The organism is Ruegeria sp. BE9 (genome assembly GCF_056538765.1).
Genome location: NZ_JBQFTS010000002.1, coordinates 848869 through 867055 on the forward strand (window position 1 = coordinate 848869; position 18187 = coordinate 867055).

The 18187-nt window shown below is 54.6% G+C and carries 17 protein-coding genes; 11 read left to right on the forward strand and 6 right to left on the reverse strand.

Annotation, left to right across the window (positions count from 1 at the left end):
• Positions 1-45: 45 nt before the first annotated feature.
• Genes ACR0EO_RS10755 through ACR0EO_RS10770 form a run of 4 tightly spaced genes read right to left on the reverse strand, consistent with a single transcriptional unit; the run spans position 46 to position 4002 of the window.
• The gene (locus ACR0EO_RS10755; RefSeq protein ID WP_480689677.1) at positions 46-816 is read right to left on the reverse strand and encodes an SDR family NAD(P)-dependent oxidoreductase; all 771 of its coding nucleotides are present in this window, start codon (positions 814-816) and stop codon (positions 46-48) included.
• Entirely contained in the window at positions 813-1751 is a 939-nt protein-coding gene (locus ACR0EO_RS10760; RefSeq protein WP_480689679.1) for an SDR family oxidoreductase, read from the reverse strand. Before ACR0EO_RS10760 ends, ACR0EO_RS10755 begins: the two co-directional genes overlap by 4 nt.
• Positions 1748-2650, reverse strand: coding sequence for a bile acid:sodium symporter family protein (locus ACR0EO_RS10765; RefSeq protein WP_480689681.1), 903 nt, complete (start codon positions 2648-2650; stop codon positions 1748-1750). The genes ACR0EO_RS10760 and ACR0EO_RS10765 overlap by 4 nt, the downstream gene beginning before the upstream one ends.
• Entirely contained in the window at positions 2647-4002 is a 1356-nt protein-coding gene (locus ACR0EO_RS10770) for a flavin-containing monooxygenase (RefSeq protein ID WP_480689683.1), read from the reverse strand. Before ACR0EO_RS10770 ends, ACR0EO_RS10765 begins: the two co-directional genes overlap by 4 nt.
• Before the next feature lie 140 nt (positions 4003-4142).
• Here ACR0EO_RS10770 and ACR0EO_RS10775 point away from each other — a divergent pair, with 140 nt between their 5' ends.
• The 11 genes from ACR0EO_RS10775 (at position 4143) to ACR0EO_RS10825 (ending at position 15471) form a co-directional block, all read left to right on the forward strand.
• Positions 4143-4736: a TetR/AcrR family transcriptional regulator gene (locus ACR0EO_RS10775; protein WP_480689685.1), complete on the forward strand. Its 594-nt coding sequence runs from the start codon at positions 4143-4145 to the stop codon at positions 4734-4736.
• Between the two features lie 440 nt (positions 4737-5176).
• Entirely contained in the window at positions 5177-6277 is a 1101-nt protein-coding gene (locus tag ACR0EO_RS10780; RefSeq protein ID WP_480689765.1) for an MHYT domain-containing protein, read from the forward strand.
• Between the two features lie 139 nt (positions 6278-6416).
• Positions 6417-7250 carry an FAD binding domain-containing protein gene (locus ACR0EO_RS10785; RefSeq protein WP_480689687.1) on the forward strand — a complete coding sequence of 278 codons (834 nt, stop codon included), beginning with the start codon at positions 6417-6419 and terminating at the stop codon, positions 7248-7250.
• Between the two features lie 14 nt (positions 7251-7264).
• Positions 7265-7759, forward strand: coding sequence for a (2Fe-2S)-binding protein (locus ACR0EO_RS10790; protein WP_093963851.1), 495 nt, complete (start codon positions 7265-7267; stop codon positions 7757-7759).
• Positions 7756-10173, forward strand: a complete 2418-nt coding sequence (locus tag ACR0EO_RS10795) for an aerobic carbon-monoxide dehydrogenase large subunit (RefSeq protein WP_480689690.1) — start codon at positions 7756-7758, stop codon at positions 10171-10173. The genes ACR0EO_RS10790 and ACR0EO_RS10795 overlap by 4 nt, the downstream gene beginning before the upstream one ends.
• Positions 10174-10226: 53 nt before the next feature.
• Positions 10227-11093 carry an AAA family ATPase gene (locus ACR0EO_RS10800; RefSeq protein ID WP_480689692.1) on the forward strand — a complete coding sequence of 289 codons (867 nt, stop codon included), beginning with the start codon at positions 10227-10229 and terminating at the stop codon, positions 11091-11093.
• Entirely contained in the window at positions 11093-12280 is a 1188-nt protein-coding gene (locus ACR0EO_RS10805) for a vWA domain-containing protein (protein WP_480689767.1), read from the forward strand. Before ACR0EO_RS10800 ends, ACR0EO_RS10805 begins: the two co-directional genes overlap by 1 nt.
• Positions 12281-12292: 12 nt before the next feature.
• Entirely contained in the window at positions 12293-13105 is an 813-nt protein-coding gene (locus tag ACR0EO_RS10810; RefSeq protein WP_480689694.1) for an XdhC family protein, read from the forward strand.
• 106 nt (positions 13106-13211) lie between these two features.
• Positions 13212-13664: an SRPBCC family protein gene (locus ACR0EO_RS10815; RefSeq protein ID WP_480689696.1), complete on the forward strand. Its 453-nt coding sequence runs from the start codon at positions 13212-13214 to the stop codon at positions 13662-13664.
• A 422-nt stretch (positions 13665-14086) separates the two neighbouring features.
• Positions 14087-14464 carry a SnoaL-like domain-containing protein gene (locus ACR0EO_RS10820; RefSeq protein ID WP_480689698.1) on the forward strand — a complete coding sequence of 126 codons (378 nt, stop codon included), beginning with the start codon at positions 14087-14089 and terminating at the stop codon, positions 14462-14464.
• Positions 14465-14625: 161 nt separating this feature from the next.
• A complete protein-coding gene (locus tag ACR0EO_RS10825; protein WP_480689700.1) occupies positions 14626-15471 on the forward strand; it encodes a universal stress protein in 846 nt (281 codons plus the stop codon).
• Between the two features lie 28 nt (positions 15472-15499).
• On the opposite strand, the gene ACR0EO_RS10830 is transcribed toward ACR0EO_RS10825, so the two are convergent.
• Both ACR0EO_RS10830 and ACR0EO_RS10835 read right to left on the reverse strand, forming a co-directional pair.
• Positions 15500-16045, reverse strand: a complete 546-nt coding sequence (locus ACR0EO_RS10830; RefSeq protein ID WP_480689702.1) for a flavodoxin domain-containing protein — start codon at positions 16043-16045, stop codon at positions 15500-15502.
• 248 nt (positions 16046-16293) lie between these two features.
• Complete coding sequence (locus tag ACR0EO_RS10835) at positions 16294-17598, reverse strand: ferredoxin reductase family protein (protein ID WP_480689704.1); 1305 nt, start codon at positions 17596-17598, stop codon at positions 16294-16296.
• Positions 17599-18187: the final 589 nt, after the last annotated feature.

Below are 18187 nucleotides of genomic sequence, written 5' to 3' on the forward strand. Positions count from 1 at the left end.
ATTGTGCACCCAGACGGCGCTGAACTAATATAGCCGCCAGCAGCGCTACCCCTTTCCAATCGTGCGCATCATCTGTCGGAAGTAGAATTTCGGGGCCAGACGGTTCACCACATTAGAGAGCTTGGCAACTCGCCCAACAGGAACAAACTCCTTTTGGTTTTGGTAGCCGCGAAGGATTACTTGTGCAGCCTCTTCTGGCTCCATGTAATCAACCCCATCCCTCGCAGAACCCGGGCGGACAAAACCCTGTTTGTCAGTTTCGGGTCGCCCGATATTCGTCGCAACAAAAGAAGGGGCCGCGATAGTTACGCGAACACCATGACTGGATTCCTCAGCCCTGAGTGACTTGAAAAACCCCTCCATCGCATGCTTGCTGGCCGCATAAGCCGTCCGGTGGAAAAGTGGGGCAAATCCAGCGACAGATGATACCGCTAGGTGTGTTCCTTTTGATTTCCTGACTGCAAAGAGAAAGTGCTTTGCGCACTCGACAGCTGCAAAGTAGTTGATTTCGAACAGGTCACGGTGCGAGCTCATATCGCTGTCTGCGAATGCTGAGATTTGTGAGACACCTGCGTTGTAAATGACCATATCTATGGATGGTCTTTCACTCAAAATGAGGGCGCATGTGTCGGCGCACTGCTTTGGATCAGTCAGATCACAGGCGTAAACGCTGACGTCTTCGGTATTTGCGATAGCTTCAAGTTGCGGTCCCGGAAGGTCAATAAGAGCGGTATGCCAACCCTTATCTCGCAGTGCGGCTGACAGCGCCTGACCCAAGCCTCCAGCTCCCCCAGTAATAACGGCTGTTTTTTTCATCGCGCACTCTCCCACCAGCGTTGGAATGCTTCTGCACTCGAGTATTTGGGCTGATAGCCAAACTTTATCTTCAGTGCTGTGTTATCGAGCACCGGCCTAAACAACAGAAAACGCACTTGCTCGGGGCCATATCGCGTCAGCCCCAAGGGTCGGGCTATGGTCAGGGCTATTTTGACTAGGGCTGGTGGCAACCAACGAATACTTTTGCCCATTACCTTAGCGATTTGCGAAACTGTGAGTGAACCGTCGCCAGAAACGTTGAAAATACCAGCTGGCCCGCCCGTGGAGGCGCGCAACAGTATCTCAGCCAGATCCTTATCCCATATGAATACAAAAGGGCTCTCCGATCCCTTCAATCCCAGTAAGCGTGGTTTTTGGAACAAGGCCGTAATCTGGTTTTCGACATTTTTGCCGAGCACGGTTCCGACCCGCAAAACAACCTGCTCTAAGTCCGGGGCTGTTTTTCGGACTTCTGCCAACATCTCCTCGACGAGCCTTTTATGCCAAGAGTATGCGAACTCCTGATTGCCGCGAATTGGATCTGTTTCGCTCAAAAGCACGGGGTTGTCAGCGTGATAGCCATATGCGGCGCCGGATGAGGTTACGACCAACCGTCGGACACCAGCAGCGATGGCCGCATCCAGAACGTTCTGGGTGCCTTCGACGTCGACTTGGTATTCAATCTCCCGCGTTGACTCGGGTCCCGGTGTAACAATTGACGCAAGATGTACGACCGTGTCAGGGCGTTCTGACAGGATTACACTGTGTGGATCGCCTCCGGTCACATCCATTCTTTGGAACCGCGCGTTTGGAGGCAATTCCGAAGGTTCGCGGATATCGGTTGCGACGACTTCAAGGTCAGAGTGTTGACCCAGACGGCGAAGCAACGCTGTGCCAACGGCGCCGGCTGCCCCGGTGATCAAAATCCGTTTCATTCTGGTATCTCCCGCCGGGCGAAAAAGCCCGCCAAGGCAAGGCCCGAGATGGCGTGCCAGATACCCCAAAGCGCGGCTGCAACGGCCATTCCGCCAAGCCCTCCGAAAAAGGCGAAGATCAAGATCAGCCCAAGACCGGAGTTCTGAATGCCCGTTTCAATAGTGACAGAACGGCGATCTCGTTCGGACAGACCGGCGACGGTGGCCGTTGTGTACCCTCCAAGAAAAGCCAGCGCATTGTGAAGCACAACCAGTCCGATTATTGCGCCTGCGAATTGAAGAAAGTTGGCCCAGTTCGCGGCAAGTGCAAGCACGATAAACGCAATGAAAATAGCCATTGAAAGCCACTGCATGGGGCGGCGAATGCGATCTGCGACGGGCGTGAAACGAGCGTTAACGACCATCCCGAGTATCAGAGGTAGGATCAGCATGAATCCGACCGTTATCGCAACCGCGACAGGATCGATTTCTGTTCGCTGCAGGATCTCGCGCGTTGGACCGTATAGATTTCCCCAAAACGCGATGTTTGCCGGGGTGACAAGGATGGCTGCAACTGTGGCAAATGCGGTCATTGAAACAGAAAGTGCGACGTTGCCTTTCGCGCGGTGCGTCATAAAGTTCGATATATTTCCACCGGGGCAAGCCGCGACAAGCATGAGGCCCATCGCAACCGAAGGCATCGGCCGCAGCACAACAATCATCAGAAAAGTCAGCGCTGGAAGAACCAGGAATTGGGATACGAGGCCAACAATCAGAGGCTTTGGGCCACGCATGACGCGCCTAAAATCGTCGATACGTAGATCCAGCGCGATCGAAAACATGACGACCGCAAGGATAGCATTTAAAACTCTCAGATTTCCGGCATCGAAGTTGAGTGCGACTTGGTCGATCCCGTTCATCCTTCGGCCGCCTTGAGCGCAGCGATTTGGCCAGTAACTTCGCGCCGATAGGTTGCCTTGTCCACGTAGTACGCCATCCGCGGGAGGTCGATGTAATTCATACCTCCAGTTGCTCTCTCGTACCCTTCGGATTTAGTTGCGCGGATCGCCTTCGCCGCAGTGTTTCCCGACCGCAAGCCGGCAATATAGCGCGCGATCATCTCGGCCTGTTCGTGGCGCCCTTGCCAACCCAAGCCAGATGCCTCGACCATCCCAAGAACAAATAGGTCATCCCTGTTAGGGTGCATGCAATTAAGGTAGAGGTGCGGCGCAGAGCCCTGCCAGTTCAAGTGTTTCTTGTCTATGAATGGGTAATGCAACTTGTATCCAGTCGCCGTCAGGATCATGTCGTACTCAGCTGAGGTGCCGTCGCGGAAGTGGACTGTTTTGCCCTCAAAACGTTCTACATCAGCGCGAACCTTCAAGTCACCATGTCCAGCATGAAACAGGATGAGTGAGTTCACCACCGGGTGCGACTCGTACAGTGCATAATCCGGTTTCGGGAACCCGTATTTCTGGGGGTCGCCGACGAACCATTTCAGGATCGCCCCATCAACCTTTCGCTTGAGCCACATCGGCAGGCGGATTTTTCCACCCATAGTATCGGCGGGAACACCGAACACGTATTTGGGTACAAAGTAATACCCGCGTCGCATTGATAGGTCGCAAGATTCTCCGTGGTGGATCGCATCGACTGCAATGTCGCAACCCGAGTTGCCGGCCCCGATTACCAATACGCGCTTGCCGGTGAATTGAGTGGGGTAGCGATATTCCGACGCGTGGATGAGTTCACCTGAAAACTCGCCCGCGAATTCAGGCCTATTGGGCTCTGACAACGTGCCGTTGGCAATCATCACCCCCGCAAAACTCTGGGTGTGCCGGGAACCGCTCTTATCCTGCCAAATGACTTCCCAGCCACCGTCTTCCAGCGGTGTTGTGCTAAGTACTTCAGCGCCGAAGTGAAAGTGCTGATACAGGTCGAAGGCTTTCGCGAAATCCTGGAAATAGGTCTTCATATCGCGATGCGATGGATATTCTGCCGTATCCTCAAGCATCGGAAAATCAGTGAACTCTGTCATCCCCTTGGATGAAATGAGGTGGGCGGTCTCGTACATCGTGGACCGAGGTGCATCGATGTTCCAAAGACCACCCACATTATCTGCCAATTCAAATCCTTGAAATGGCACTCCCTGCTCGACGAGCGTCTTTGCCATTGCAAGACCCATTGGTCCTGCGCCGATCAACGCAAAACACTCTTCGGGGCGGGCCTTTGCCTCAACCGGCTGGCCCACTCCCACCTGCCCCTGTTCCATTTGTCTCTCCTCCTGCGACATCGTTTATCTTGAACGATCGTTCGAATTAAGGCAAACTGGTTTTTGAAATGGCCCAACATGCTGTAACACAAAGAAAAAGAGCGCCGTCGCAGCGATCCGTCGCCGCGCGAGAGCGAATCTTGGATGCCGCCGAACTGGTTTTTGCTGAGAGGGGATTCGAGGGTGCCTCGATCCGAGACATTGCCGAAAGGGCAGAGGTTCAGAAGGCCAACGTGAACTTTCACGGAGGTCCAAAGGAAGAGTTATTCGAGCGCATTGTCGCGCGTCGTGCTTCCGAACTCTCAGAAGAGCGCCTTGCCGCGATCCAACTGCTTGACGCTCAGGAAAACTGGAGCGTCGGGGATTTGGTGTCAGCCTTTATGCTTCCATTGGTCAACCGCGCCTTTGGCAGAGACCCTCAATGGCTTGCCTACGCTCGCATCGTGGCAATTGTATCGGCGGACACACGTTGGAGAGAGTTGGCCAAAACGCATTTCGATCCTGTCGCGACGCTAGTTGTTCAAAAACTCTGCGCGCGGTACCCCAAAGCTGACCCGGCTCAAGTAGCCGGTGCATTGGTTTTTGCGGTCTCTTCGATGTTGGCCTTGTGTACGTCTCAATGGCGAATATCAGCCATTGGAGGTGCTGGCGACGAGGTAGATGCCGAAGAAATGACCCAGAACCTACTGCGGTTTTGTGAGGCAGGGATAACAAGCAGTTTGAACGGCGACTGACGAAAGGGCAGGGCGCTTTGATACACTATTTAGACCAATGATAAGCGGTCATGTTTCAAACTCAGCCACGTGTCTATTCAAAATGAATCCGAGCTAAACCTTCGGCTTGGTTCAAAGGTGGCAAAACGCTTTCGCGCTGGGCATTGGCGCTTCAAGGTTGGTTTCTAGTTCCTGCTAGGTGGTTTCACGAGAACTTGCGAACAGAGGGGCTGTCCTTTGGTGTTCTCACGAAAGGCTAACTTTATAGACTATTTCAGATGCCCGTTCCTTCGCTGCTTTCCGCGCCGACCGTCATGCCCTTGAAGCTATAGTTGATACCTCCGCCACTGAGAAAGTGTAAGCAGGTTCAGTGTTTGCTGAACGTTAAGTCAGAGTAGATTGTCCCTTGAATTGCAGTTTGCTAACGTCGTTCACGCGCTGGGGAGGGCGTGTATACCTATATGTTGGACTATTCGCATAACGCGTGGCTCGTGGCGGCATCTTTGGCCGTGGCGCTTATGGCCGGGTTTACCGGTCTCTACCTGACGCATGGCGCGTCTAAACTAGACGATCAAAAGCGGAAGTTCATTGTCGCGCTCGCAGCCGTCATCTTGGGCGGCGGTATCTGGTCGATGCATTTTGTGGCGATGCTGGGCCTACAGCTGCCAATCCTCTTTTATTACGACGCTTTAATAACGCTGATCTCAGCGCTTGTTGCCATTCTCATGGTGGGTCTGGCTTTGCTGATTTTGCATTTTCGCCCCAGGACCCTTTCAACCATCGTTGGCGCTGGCGTGATTGTCGGGTTGGGCATCGTGGTTATGCACTATGTCGGAATGGCCGGGATGGAGCTTTGCCGTCCCGTCTACAATGTTCTGGACGTGGCTATTGCGACAGTTGCGTCTGTCTTGTTGTCGGTTCTCGCGATCTGGGTTGCGTATGACAACCGAACTCAACGTAATATTCTACTTGGTACTGTTTGCTTTGGACTGGCGGTGTTCACGATGCATTTCGTAGCAACTGGCCTGACCGATTTTGTAGCCAGCGATAACGCCAGCGGTGCGGGTCCTGCACTAAACAACCAAGTGCTGGCCATGGGTGTCACCGTGGCCGTTTTCCTAATCTGTGGTGCATTTCTGCTAACAGGGGTCACGTTTTTTGGGGTTGAGGGCGAGGCCGAGAAACAGCACGACGCACCAAAGCCGGAACGAGACGCGCCGGTTCAGATGCGGGCAGGTGTACCGTTCGAGCGTGAAGGGCAAACGTTCTTCAGCGAATCCGGTGATATCGCGGCCATCCGGGCCGAAGGGCATTACACCGTTCTGTACATGGGGGCTGAGAAGTTATTCTGTCCTTGGTCGATCACCGAGGCAGAGTCACGCCTGAAATCGGATGGCTTCCTTCGGGCCCACCGAAGTTATCTGGTGAACCCGAAACATGTATCAAGCTTCGAGCGTCATAAGGATAACGGCACCTGCTATTTTGAAGGTGTCGACGCATTGAACAAGGTTCCGGTCAGCCGATCCCGCCTGAATGACATCAGAGAGGCGCTGGGCCTTTAATCGCAACTCGTGCAGCTTATTCGCATTTCGTGAAACAGGTGACGCTCTCCGTTTTCCATAGCTGGATTGACTGATCCGAGCGTCTTTTCCTCAAGTCAGGTCCCCCAAGGCATTTCGTCCGGACCCAGGGAGGAAAAAGATGATACCAGCCGGTTTCGAGTATCACCGGCCAAGCGATATCGCTTCGGCCATTGGCATTTTACAGGAGCATGGAGATGAAGCGCGCGTCATCGCGGGCGGGCACAGCCTGATCCCGATGATGAAGCTCCGCATGGCCGAGATGGGCCACCTTGTCGATCTTCAGGCGATTGACGAGCTCAAGGGCATTGAGGTCGGCTCTGGCACCGTAGTGCTGGGTGCGATGGTGACCCAGCATGAGTTGATCACGAATGACGGTCTGGCCGGGGCTATTCCTTTGATCCGCGAAGCAGCCCTCCAGATCGCCGACCCTCAGGTGCGATACATGGGCACTGTCGGTGGCAATGTGGCCAATGGAGATCCTGGCAATGACATGCCGGGTCTGATGCAGTGCTTGAACGCAACCTTCGAGCTGTCCGGCCCCGATGGAAACCGCAGCGTTGCTGCACGCGACTTCTATGAAGCGGCATATTTTACCGCCCGCGAGGATGAGGAAATCCTAACCCGCATCTCGATCCCGGTTCCGGGCGCAGGTGTCGGTCAAGCTTATGAAAAGCAAAAGCGTAAAATTGGCGACTATGCCACTGCCGCTGCCGCAGTGATGATTGGCAACGGAACGGCTTCGGTCGCGATGACCAACCTATCTGACACCCCTATTTGGTCCGAGGCCGCTAGCGCTGCTTTGGCCCAAGGAGATGTCGACGGCTGCGTCGCCGCGATGCTCGAGGCAATCGACCCGGTGGCCGACAATCGCGGCCCAGTCGAATTCAAAAAACACGTGGCCGCCGTGATGCTGCGCCGTGCCATCGACCGTGCGCAAAGCCGCGCGAGTTGAGGGGAGGAACAACTATGTCAAAAATGCACGTAAAACTAACAGTGAACGGCAAACAGGTCGAAGGCCTGGCCGAGCCGCGCACGCTGCTGATCCACTTCCTGCGGGAAGATCTGAAAATCACCGGCCCTCATATCGGCTGCGAAACCAGCCATTGCGGCGCTTGTACCGTGGATATCGACGGTAAGTCCGTCAAATCCTGCACGACCTTTGTAGCGCAGGTGAACGGGGCCGATATCACCACCGTCGAAGGGCTGACCAATGACGATGGTAGTCTTGGAGTTCTGCAAGAGATGTTCCGTGAACATCACGGGCTGCAATGCGGCTTCTGCACGCCGGGCATGATTACCCGCGCGCATCGCCTGTTGCAGGAAAACCCGAACCCGACCGAAGAAGAAATCCGCTTTGGTATGGCCGGAAACCTGTGCCGCTGCACCGGGTATCAGAACATCGTCAAGGCGATCTCGGCCTCGGCCGACATGCTGAACGCTCAGAAGGAGGCCGCGGAATGAACGATCAAACCATGACCCCCGAAGAACGCGCCGCCAATCTCAAAGGGATGGGAAGCTCGCGCAAACGCGTGGAGGATGTGCGCTTTACACAAGGCAAGGGCAACTATGTCGACGACATCAAGCTGGACGGCATGCTGTTCGGTGCATTTGTCCGCTCGCCCTATGCCCATGCCCGCGTTGTCAGTGTAAACAAGGACGCAGCGCTGGCTGTGCCCGGTGTTGTTGCGGTGCTGACGGCCGAGGATTTGGCACCGTTGGGCCTGCATTGGATGCCGACGTTGGCAGGTGACAAGCAAATGGTGCTGGCCGATGGCAAGGTTCTGTTCCAAGGCCAGGAAGTCGCCTATGTTGTCGCCGAAGATCGATACATTGCGGCGGATGCCGCGGAACTTGTCGAGGTCGAGTACGAAGAATTGCCCGTCCTGACCGACCCGTTCGAGGCGCTGAAATCGGATGTTGTCCTGCGTGAAGACCTTGCGGGTCAGACCGAAGGAGCCCATGGGCCGCGCAAGCATCACAATCACATCTTCACGTGGGAACAGGGCGACAAGGACGCGACCGAGGCCGTTCTGGGTGAGGCCGATGTGGTCGCCGAAGAGATGGTCTATTACCATCGCACCCATCCTTGTCCGCTGGAGACCTGCGGTTGTGTTGCCTCAATGGACAAAGTGACCGGCAAGCTGACGCTATACGGTACCTTCCAGGCTCCGCACGCGATCCGCACCGTCGTGTCGCTGATTTCTGGTCTGGCCGAGCACAACATTCGGGTGATCAGCCCTGATATCGGTGGCGGGTTTGGCAACAAAGTTGGTGCTTATGCGGGCTATGTCTGCTCGGTTGTTGCCTCGATTGTCACCGGCCAGCCGGTGAAATGGGTCGAGAACCGGATGGAGAACCTGATGTCCACCGCCTTTGCGCGCGACTACTGGATGCAGGGCAAGATTGCCGCTACGAAAGACGGCAAAATCACTGGTCTCTGGTGTCATACAACTGCGGATCATGGTGGATTTGACGCTTGTGCTGACCCGACCAAGTTCCCGGCCGGCTTCATGAACATCTGTACTGGGTCGTACGATATCCCGACCGCCTATCTGGCCGTAGATGGGGTCTATACCAACAAGGCACCCGGAGGTGTGGCGTATCGCTGCTCGTTCCGCGTGACCGAGGCAGCCTACTTCATCGAACGGATGATCGAGGTGCTGGCGATCAAGCTGAACATGGATGCGGCCGAGCTGCGCCGTATCAATTTCATCAAGGCTGATCAGTTCCCGTATCAGTCAGCGCTAGGATGGGAATATGATTCGGGCGATTATCACACCGCTTGGGACAAAGCGCTCAAAGCCGTCGATTATGACGGTCTGCGCGCGGAACAGGCTCAACGGATCGAGGATTTCAAGGCTGGTAAGACCCGCAAACTGCTGGGGATCGGCCTGACGCATTTCACCGAAATCGTTGGGGCAGGACCGGTAAAGAACTGTGACATCCTCGGGCTGGGAATGTTTGATAGCTGCGAAATCCGCATTCACCCGACAGGGTCTGCTATCGCGCGGTTGGGAACAATCAGTCAGGGTCAGGGCCATGCTACGACCTTTGCCCAGATCATCGCCAGTGAGATCGGCCTGCCCGCCGATGACATCACCCTAGAGGAAGGTGACACAGATACCGCTCCGTATGGCCTTGGGACTTACGGATCTCGTTCCACTCCGGTTGCTGGCGCTGCAACAGCTATGGCCGCGCGCAAAATCCGCGCCAAAGCGCAGATGATCGCGGCTTACCTGCTGGAAGTGCATGACGACGACGTAGAATGGGATGTGGATCGTTTCGCCGTCAAAGGCGCGCCTGAGCGGTTCAAGACGATGAAGGAAATCGCCTTTGCCGCCTATAACCAGGCTATCCCAGGGCTGGAACCCGGTTTGGAGGCCGTCAGCTACTACGACCCGCCGAACATGACCTACCCGTTCGGGGCCTATATCTGTGTCATGGAGATCGACGTGGATACCGGCGAATGGGACGTCCGTCAGTTCTATGCGTTGGATGATTGCGGGACCCGGATCAACCCAATGATCATAGAGGGTCAGGTCCATGGTGGCGTGACCGAGGCTCTGGCCATCGCTATGGGTCAGGAAATCGCCTATGATGAGATGGGCAACGTCAAGACCGGTACGTTGATGGACTTCTTCCTGCCGACCGCGTGGGAGACGCCCAACTACACCACCGATCACACGGTGACACCGTCTCCGCACCACCCGATCGGTGCCAAAGGCGTGGGCGAAAGCCCGAATGTCGGTGGCGTCCCTGCGTTCTCGAACGCGGTGCATGATGCCTTCCGTCCGTTTGGTCTGGTCCAAAGCCACATGCCGCATGATCACTGGCGTATCTGGAAGATCGCCAACGGTCTTGGAATGCACGGCTAAAGGGAAAGGCCGCCGCGTTGAAACCCGGCGCGGCGGCAATCCGGGAGAATGGCATGAGCTTGCATGAGATACAGCAAGGCCTCGCACAGGTGGGCTATGTCGCCGACGACCGATTGGCGATGGCGCTGCACTTGGCGCAGACGCTGGGTCGGCCGCTGCTTTTAGAGGGCCCGGCTGGCGTCGGTAAGACTGAAGTCGCAAAAGCCGTTGCGGCACAGCGCGACGCGCGATTGATCCGGCTTCAATGCTATGAAGGTTTGGATGCAAGCCACGCTATTTACGAATGGAACTACCAACGCCAGTTGCTTGCTATTCGCGCCAGCGAAGCCAAGGGCGGCACCAGCGAAGAGCAACTATTTACGGATGATTACCTGCTGAAGCGACCTTTGCTTGAGGCGATCAGCGAGGACGAGCCACCGGTGCTTTTGATTGATGAAATCGACCGGGCGGATGAGGAGTTCGAAGCCTATCTGTTAGAGATTTTGTCGGATTTTCAAATCACGATCCCAGAGCTTGGTACGATCAAAGCGCGATCACGGCCTATCGTGATATTAACGGCCAACGGAACGCGAGACCTGTCCGATGCGCTGCGTCGTCGGTGTTTGTACAGTTATCTTGGATACCCGTCTCGAGAAACAGAGATGGCAATTCTTAAGGCGCGCATGCCCGCCATCGAAGGGTTGCTGGCAAAACAGATCATTGGCGTCGTTCAGGCGCTGCGCAAAGAAGATCTAGAGAAGACCCCCGGTATCGCCGAGATGCTGGACTGGGCCGCCGCTCTGTCCGGGCTCGGCGTGAACGATATGGCCCAATCCCGCGAAGAAGTTCAGGCGACGCTGGTTTGCCTTCTCAAAACCGCCGCCGACTATGACGCTGCACCACCCGAAGTTTTAGATCGACTGATCGGAAAGGTGGCGTGATGCAAGTCACCCGGTTCCCTTCACGCGAAGATGGTCTGGCAGAACGTATGTCTGGTTTCATCGGTCATCTTCGAATGAATGGAATGAAGGTTGGACCGGCCGAGACTGCCGACGCCTTGGCAGCGCTTGCTTCGATAGAAGCGACAGACGTGAAACAAGCGCAACAGGCCCTATGCGTCCTGCTGTCGGGCAGTGTCGACGACTGGCAACGTTTCGACGATTTGTTCGAGGCCTACTGGTTCAATGTTGGAAAACAACGCGTCGGATCCGCGCAAACCAAGCATGTTCGCGTACAATCCGCTAAACCGATGATTTGGGAGCAGGGAAACAAGTACACGCAAGAAGCAGAGGCTGACTCAGACCAAACCGTAACGCCGGACTCTGGCGAGGAAGAGGCCGAGGGCAAAGACGGGCAGCTGATTGCAACGCGTACGGTCAACCTGTCGCGTCGGGACCTCCGCGAATTGATGGATGATGAGGCGTTAAGGCAGGCCGAACAGGCCGCTACTCAGCTGGCGCGGGCTATTCGCGACCGTCGCTCGCGCAGACGAAAGAAAGCGCAGCGAGGCACGTCACTGGACATGCGCCGTATACAACGCGGCAGCTTGGCTCGGGGCGGGGAGCCAATGGATATCTACTATCGCGCTCGACCACCGCGTCCTATGCGGATCGTGGCGTTGTGCGACGTAAGCGGTTCGATGACAGTCTACTCGCGCGTATTTCTGGCCTTTCTGAAGGGGCTGATTGGCAGCGGAACCGAAGCAGACGCATATCTGTTTCACACGCGCCTGATGCGTGTGACCGATGCGCTTCGTGATCACGACACACTGCGTGCGGCTGGACGGTTGTCGCTCATGGCCGAAGGGTTTGGCGGCGGAACTGATATATCGGGGAGCCTTGAGAGTTTTCTGAATGGATATGGAGCGCGTGCCCTGAACGGACGGACCATCGTGCTGATACTCTCGGACGGGTATTGCAGTTCAAATCCGCATGCTCTTGCAGATGCCCTTGCGCGGATCCGGCGCAAGGCACGTCGGATCGTTTGGCTGAACCCATTGAAAGGGTGGAAAGACTACCAACCTATCGCCGCTGCTATGCAGGCCGCTGAGCCGTATCTCGACGCGCATCTGCCGGCAAACACGCTCGAAGCGCTGGCGGCGCTGGAACCCGAATTCCGAAAACTGTGAAAGGACATCGACATGGCAGGTTTCGACATTTTCGACACGATTGAGGAGTTGCGCCAACAAGGTGACGCCTTCTGCGTGGCAACGGTCCTTCGCACAGCAGACGCAACCTCAGCCAAAGCGGGAGGCAAGGCAGCAATCACTCGGGACGGGCGTGTTTTAGGGCATCTGGGCGGCGCGTGTGTTCAACGCGCTGTTCGTGCATCTGCGCAAGAGGCTCTGATTTCCGGAACTCCGAAAATGATCCGCGTGAAACCCTCGGACAAGGTGGTAGCAATGACAGACCCGGACGGCGTTCAAACCTTCAAAAGCGGGTGCCCTTCGGGAGGAACAGTTGATTTGTTGATTGAGCCATACCAGCACGCACCGCGCCTGATCATCTTCGGAGAATCCCCGATTGCCCATGCTCTTGCATCCCATGCGGCATTGGCGGGTTTACGTGTTTGTTTGCCTGAAGGCACTGAAAGCCAAGTGGACTACATCAGCTTTGACCCTGATGATTTAAGCGCTTTGGGAGTTGAGCCACGCGATTTTGCAGTGGTCGCTTCGCAGGGAAAGGGAGACGGCGCTGCGTTGAAATCCGCCCTTGGATCTTCGGCGCGCCGCGTTTCCATGGTGGCAAGTCGCCGTAAAGCCAAGGTGTTGTGCGACAAGCTCGAAGCGCAGGGACTGACCCCTCAGCAAACCAAGCGGCTCAAGTCCCCGGCCGGGTTGGATATCCACGCGATTGATCCGCATGAGATCGCCCTCTCAATCCTTGCAGAGATCATCCTGTGGCGGAATTCAGATAAATCCGAGGAGACATCCCATGATGAAAAGATGGCGTAAATGGCTGAAGTCTTTCAGGTCATCAAAACCCGAATTGACCCCGGAAGAAGCCACTGAAGCCGCCCTTCGCGTGTACCCAAGATGTTGTTGAGAAAAGGACTCTCAAATGGAACTAAATGACGAAATTCGCATCGCCGCTCCGCGAGACGCAGTGTACCGCGCGCTCAATGATCCGGATGTGCTGCGCGAATGCATCCCGGGTTGTGAGGAATTGATTCAGCATTCGCCCGAGCATCTTGAGGCCAAGGTCGTACTGAAAGTTGGCCCGGTCAAAGCCCGCTTTACCGGTGAAGTGACATTGGACAACTCAAAAGCGCCAGAGGCGTTTTCCTTGAATGGAGAGGGAAAAGGCGGCGCTGCGGGTTTTGCAAAAGGGGGCGCAGATGTGTCCTTGCTGGCTGAGGGAGACGAAACTGTTCTCTCGTACACGGCCAAAGTCGAAATCGGCGGGAAAATAGCGCAACTGGGCAGTAGATTGATTGCCGGAACAGCAAAAAAACTGTCCGCCAAGTTTTTTGACAAGTTTGGGGAAATCGTCGCCGAACAATTTGTTGGATAGGCCGGCTACCCGCGATTGCCACGGTGCATATTGGGGCAAGGCCGTAAGTAGGATGCTTATGGTCTTGCCTGAAAGAAATTTGGCAGGCAGAGCGTCCACTAACACCCTAACAGCCCTTAAGGTTTGGTAGGTCCTGGAATTCTAATGATCGCTGTGTGCTAACGGTGAAAGACTTTTGAACTGTTTCCAGCTCAAGCCCCCTCATGCTTCACTTGTCTGGGTCGAGCAATTTCAGTCTTAATAGGTTTCTGCGCGGACGCGAAAACTTCAAACCGACCGGATCAATCATCTCGTCATTGACGTGGGGTGTTCATTCTGCGGAGGCCCAATCAAGATAGAATTTGTCTGAAAGCCCTCATTGATCCTAGTCAAGATTAGCAGCGGTAAGAAATGCTACACTTGGCAGCAAAGTGAGGTCTGTCATGGAAGAATTAATCGAAATTGGAAGAACTTTCGTAAAGGCAATGCGTGATCGTCGGGGCATCGCAAGTGTCGATGAAATGTATGCCGAAACCGCACAATCGATAGAGGCGGTCGTGCCTCCAGATCGTCACTTCCGCATTACCAAGGGCCGGGATGGTATCAAGGGAAAACGAGAGGATTGGCTGGCGTCGCATGAAATCCATGAACTCGACGTGGATGGCCCCTATGTTCATCCGCCAAACCGTTTTGCCATTCGATTTAAGGCTGAGGTGACGCAGAAGGCTACAGGTCGGCGCATGACACTGCGCGAGATCGCCGTGTATTCGGTGGCAGATGGCAAAGTTGTAATGGAAGAGTTTTTCATGTTGCCGAAGTAGCAATCGCTGCTGGTTGCAGGCTTAAAGGCACCCTTTGTCGCGCCGGCTTTGATCGAACTTCCGGGCGATGATCAACCGCATGGCGATAGCCCGCCGTGCTTCAAAGTTCATTCGCTCGGCGCATACCAAACTTGCAAAGAACATTTGGGCGGAGATCAGCTATGCAACGCAGAACATCTTTGTACTTCATTGGTGCTGGAGCCAGCGATAAATCGATTATGGAATGCGCAGAAGCGGCTCGGGATCAGCAAGGCCAAGTAAATTGCCTGCTACTCGCGACCCTACCGAACCTGCCTTACTTCAAATACGGAACCAGTAAGTTCTTTGAAGCTGGTCTTCCTGCCAATTGGCTGAATTCTCTGGAGGAAAAGAAGGAGACATTAACGAACCGTGCCGCTGAAATTGAAGGACTGTTCCAGACAGCGGGCACGACTGCAAATGTAAGAATTTCAGTGGGTTCAGGGTCAGACTTAATGAATCTGGCGGCGAGGCAATCTTTGAGCTGTGATGTTGCTTTCCTAGACGTAGATTTAAGAAAGGATCCCGAGATTTTTCGTGAGGTCGGACATGGGGTTTTGTTCCAATCGCCTGTCGCCTTGATGATCAATGGAAACCCGTTTGCTCAACGTGACTGCGTTTTCTTGGCTTGGAACGGTAGCTTCGCCGCGTCCCGCGCTGCGCATTTGGCTTTACCTTATTTTCTGGCAGCAAAAGAAGTCGTTATTGGCTGTTTCGACCCGCCTTTAAGCCATGACCCAGATGGAATAGACCCCGGTACCGATATTGCCGCTTGGCTTAGCCACCATGGGTGCGCTGTGTCTGTTTCCCAGTTTCCTAGCGGCGGGGTTCCGATTGAACAGTGCATCAAGGAGCGTGCACGGGAAGTGGGGGCCGACCTAATTGTCATGGGTGCTTACGGGCACTCATATTTGCGTGAGTCTGTGTTCGGGGGAACGACACAAGCAATGCTGGAGCAAACCAGCTGGCCCGTTCTGTTTGGACACTAACGGTTGCAAAACGGCGCGCGCAGCCAGTCTAAGAACGATGCACCTTTTCGTCGCCGCTCAAGAATGCCTTCACGACGGACGTTAATTCGTCCCAGTCTGTGAATTCCCGTGGTCCTTCCCTGGGATCAATTTTTCGGCCCAGCAATACGACGTGCCGAACGATCTCTTTCTCAAAGTACCCATAGTTATCAGGCCGTACTGCGCCGGCGACCAGAGCGGACTTGTCTGGCGTAAAATCTGTTCGCAACAGCATTTCAGAGAGGTAGTCCTTTGCTTCTTCCTGGCCCGAAGCAAACGCTGCTTTCAGACTGACCGAAAGCACAAGCGATTTACGCTTTGCGAAAGAGGCTTGGTGTGACTTTATAAAGGTTTCGAATGACTTTGGGTGTCGGCGCTCGTGTACCGGGGCCACAAGTATTACCGGATCCATGTCATCCTTTGAAATCTGAGCGACCGGTTCATCTGTGTTAATCAGGTTTGTCTCGTGTCCGATCTCCTTTACGAGATCGCAAATAAAACGAGCGATTTTTGCCGTCTGACCTTCAACGGTAGCGTACGCAATAAGTACCGCCATTCCGATCCTCCCAAAATCGGTCTGAAAAGCGTTTCGAGTATGCTGAAACAGTTCGAGTTGTCCCTTGATCTTAATCAAAGGCGCTCGTGTATATCCAAAAAAAGCCATTGCAAAATTGGCTGTTTGTTCGGACCTAAAGGCCGGCGAACTACCTGAGAGAAAACACCAAAAGCACGACGCCAATTGTGATGTTCACAGCCCATACCGCCAGTCTAACTCGCTGACGAAGTGGCAAGTTCTTAAGGGGCTCAATCATAGTCAAACCTTTCAGACAAAATCCGCTTTGACGAGGTGCCCCGAGTTATCAGATGATCTTCAACGGTATCCATCATGGCGGCGGGGCCACAAAGAACAAACAACCAGTTTTCGTAGTGTTCAGGCGACAAAGTGCGATCCAATAGAGGGCCATCGATCCAACCCGTTTCTTCCCGCCACCCCTCAGGCGGTTCGGACAAAACAAAGACCGTATCTTCTTTGGACAGCTCTGGCCGGTAAACAATCTGTTCTTCTGCGCGGTTCCCGTAGATCAACTTGACGTCGCGCTGGTCCGTGGTCGAGCGGATTTGGCGCAATATGCTGAGCATGGGTGCAATGCCGACGCCGCCAGCCACCAGAACGACGCCTTTTTCAGTGCGACCTTTGATTGATAAGTTTCCGTGCGGACCGTCAAGATACGCCGGGGTGTCCGGTGCAATCGCGCCGACCCCCCGCGTGAAGTCCCCAAGCTCTTTTATCACAAACGAAACCTCAGGGCCTTTGGCGGGGGCTGAGCTGATGGAGAACGGGTTTTCGTGCAGCGAGAATGCGCCGTGCCCAACGTTCAGCCAGGCAAACTGGCCAGCTTCAAAAGTCAGTCCGTCATGATCTTTTGGTTTCAGCCGCAGTTCCCATTGTTTTGGTGAGAGCTGGGTGACGGAGGCAACGCGCCAGACTTTTCGTGCCTGCTGCAGCGGGGCGAAAAGGTACACGTATAGCAAAGTGCCGACCGCAACACTCGTCATTGCAACCCATAGATATGTGAGCGATGGATGCCCCCCATAGCGACCGGCATAGATTGTGTGATGCAGCAATAAGCCAGCAAGAACCAAGGCCCCGAGACCGTGCAACAGGCGCCACGTTTCGTATTTGTATTCGAGGTTTTTTCGCGCAATCGCTGAGGCAACCAGAAGGAACAGCAGGCAATAGGCACCAATGCCCGAGGCCAGAGAAGAGAAATCCGTCGTCATGGTCAATTGGCGCGACACATCCCATGGGCGATGGCCGCCAGAAGGGGTGCCTTGGTACAGTAGTGGGTGCAATAACGCGAAACCGAGCGCGGTACGTGCCATCAACTGATGAACCCTCATTGTTACATCCATGCCAATACCAGAAGAGATAAACCTGAAACGACCGGACAGCAGAAACTCGACCAAGATGATCGAGAACCCCAGCATTCCGAGCCCGGAAGCAAGTTCCTGATGAAAAGATCGGCGTGGCCAATCAAGGGACCACGCCAAACCCAGCGGAGCCAGAATAAGCAGAACGTAAATGAGCACGAGATACGGCCACTTCATAGAATTTCGCTCCAATGCACTTGTTCTAGGCCATTCCCGTCCGTCCAAGGTGGCAGTCCTATCCACTTAAAACACTTTGGATAGAGTGAGCGCTCTAGGGGGCGTTCGGATGCCTATGGACGTCTTTTCAAGTTAACTCCGGTTGAGACGGGGTAGCCGTGCCTCAAGCCAAAGTGCCCGTCAGTGGTTGTACAAATCAACGCCTAAGCAATTTTGTCATCGAACAACAAAACAGGGGGCTCGTCATTACTCTTGCCGAGCCCCCTATGTGGAACTTCCACGCCTTAGGAATTCCGTTCGTCGTGTTTGCTTGGGGGCAGGCGGACGAACGTAGATCACGTTGAAACATTCTTATTTCACTATGTGAGTGTTCAAGGCGCTTTGATCTGTGTCAATCGACTGTTCACAATAGCGTTGTGATAGGTTGCTAGAATTTCTCCTAGCGTAGGGCATCTCAGAGTAAGAAACTGCCTGAAAACCATTTGAAAAATGGTGCTTAGAGCAACCGTATCGCGATCAAATTGTGCTTCTCATTCACAAGCGAGATTTTCAGCGTGGAAGAGGATAAAGCGCCGTTCGTTAAATTGAG

Excerpts from the sequence above, each read along its gene's own strand:
- ACR0EO_RS10755 (WP_480689677.1), bottom strand. The coding sequence starts at position 816 with ATGAAAAAAACAGCCGTTATTACTGGGGGAGCTGGAGGCTTGGGTCAG.
- ACR0EO_RS10760 (WP_480689679.1), bottom strand. The coding sequence starts at position 1,751 with ATGAAACGGATTTTGATCACCGGGGCAGCCGGCGCCGTTGGCACAGCG.
- ACR0EO_RS10765 (WP_480689681.1), bottom strand. The coding sequence starts at position 2,650 with ATGAACGGGATCGACCAAGTCGCACTCAACTTCGATGCCGGAAATCTG.
- ACR0EO_RS10770 (WP_480689683.1), bottom strand. The coding sequence starts at position 4,002 with ATGGAACAGGGGCAGGTGGGAGTGGGCCAGCCGGTTGAGGCAAAGGCC.
- ACR0EO_RS10780 (WP_480689765.1), top strand. The coding sequence starts at position 5,177 with ATGTTGGACTATTCGCATAACGCGTGGCTCGTGGCGGCATCTTTGGCC.
- ACR0EO_RS10785 (WP_480689687.1), top strand. The coding sequence starts at position 6,417 with ATGATACCAGCCGGTTTCGAGTATCACCGGCCAAGCGATATCGCTTCG.
- ACR0EO_RS10790 (WP_093963851.1), top strand. The coding sequence starts at position 7,265 with ATGTCAAAAATGCACGTAAAACTAACAGTGAACGGCAAACAGGTCGAA.
- ACR0EO_RS10795 (WP_480689690.1), top strand. The coding sequence starts at position 7,756 with ATGAACGATCAAACCATGACCCCCGAAGAACGCGCCGCCAATCTCAAA.
- ACR0EO_RS10800 (WP_480689692.1), top strand. The coding sequence starts at position 10,227 with ATGAGCTTGCATGAGATACAGCAAGGCCTCGCACAGGTGGGCTATGTC.
- ACR0EO_RS10805 (WP_480689767.1), top strand. The coding sequence starts at position 11,093 with ATGCAAGTCACCCGGTTCCCTTCACGCGAAGATGGTCTGGCAGAACGT.
- ACR0EO_RS10810 (WP_480689694.1), top strand. The coding sequence starts at position 12,293 with ATGGCAGGTTTCGACATTTTCGACACGATTGAGGAGTTGCGCCAACAA.
- ACR0EO_RS10815 (WP_480689696.1), top strand. The coding sequence starts at position 13,212 with ATGGAACTAAATGACGAAATTCGCATCGCCGCTCCGCGAGACGCAGTG.
- ACR0EO_RS10820 (WP_480689698.1), top strand. The coding sequence starts at position 14,087 with ATGGAAGAATTAATCGAAATTGGAAGAACTTTCGTAAAGGCAATGCGT.
- ACR0EO_RS10825 (WP_480689700.1), top strand. The coding sequence starts at position 14,626 with ATGCAACGCAGAACATCTTTGTACTTCATTGGTGCTGGAGCCAGCGAT.
- ACR0EO_RS10830 (WP_480689702.1), bottom strand. The coding sequence starts at position 16,045 with ATGGCGGTACTTATTGCGTACGCTACCGTTGAAGGTCAGACGGCAAAA.
- ACR0EO_RS10835 (WP_480689704.1), bottom strand. The coding sequence starts at position 17,598 with ATGAAGTGGCCGTATCTCGTGCTCATTTACGTTCTGCTTATTCTGGCT.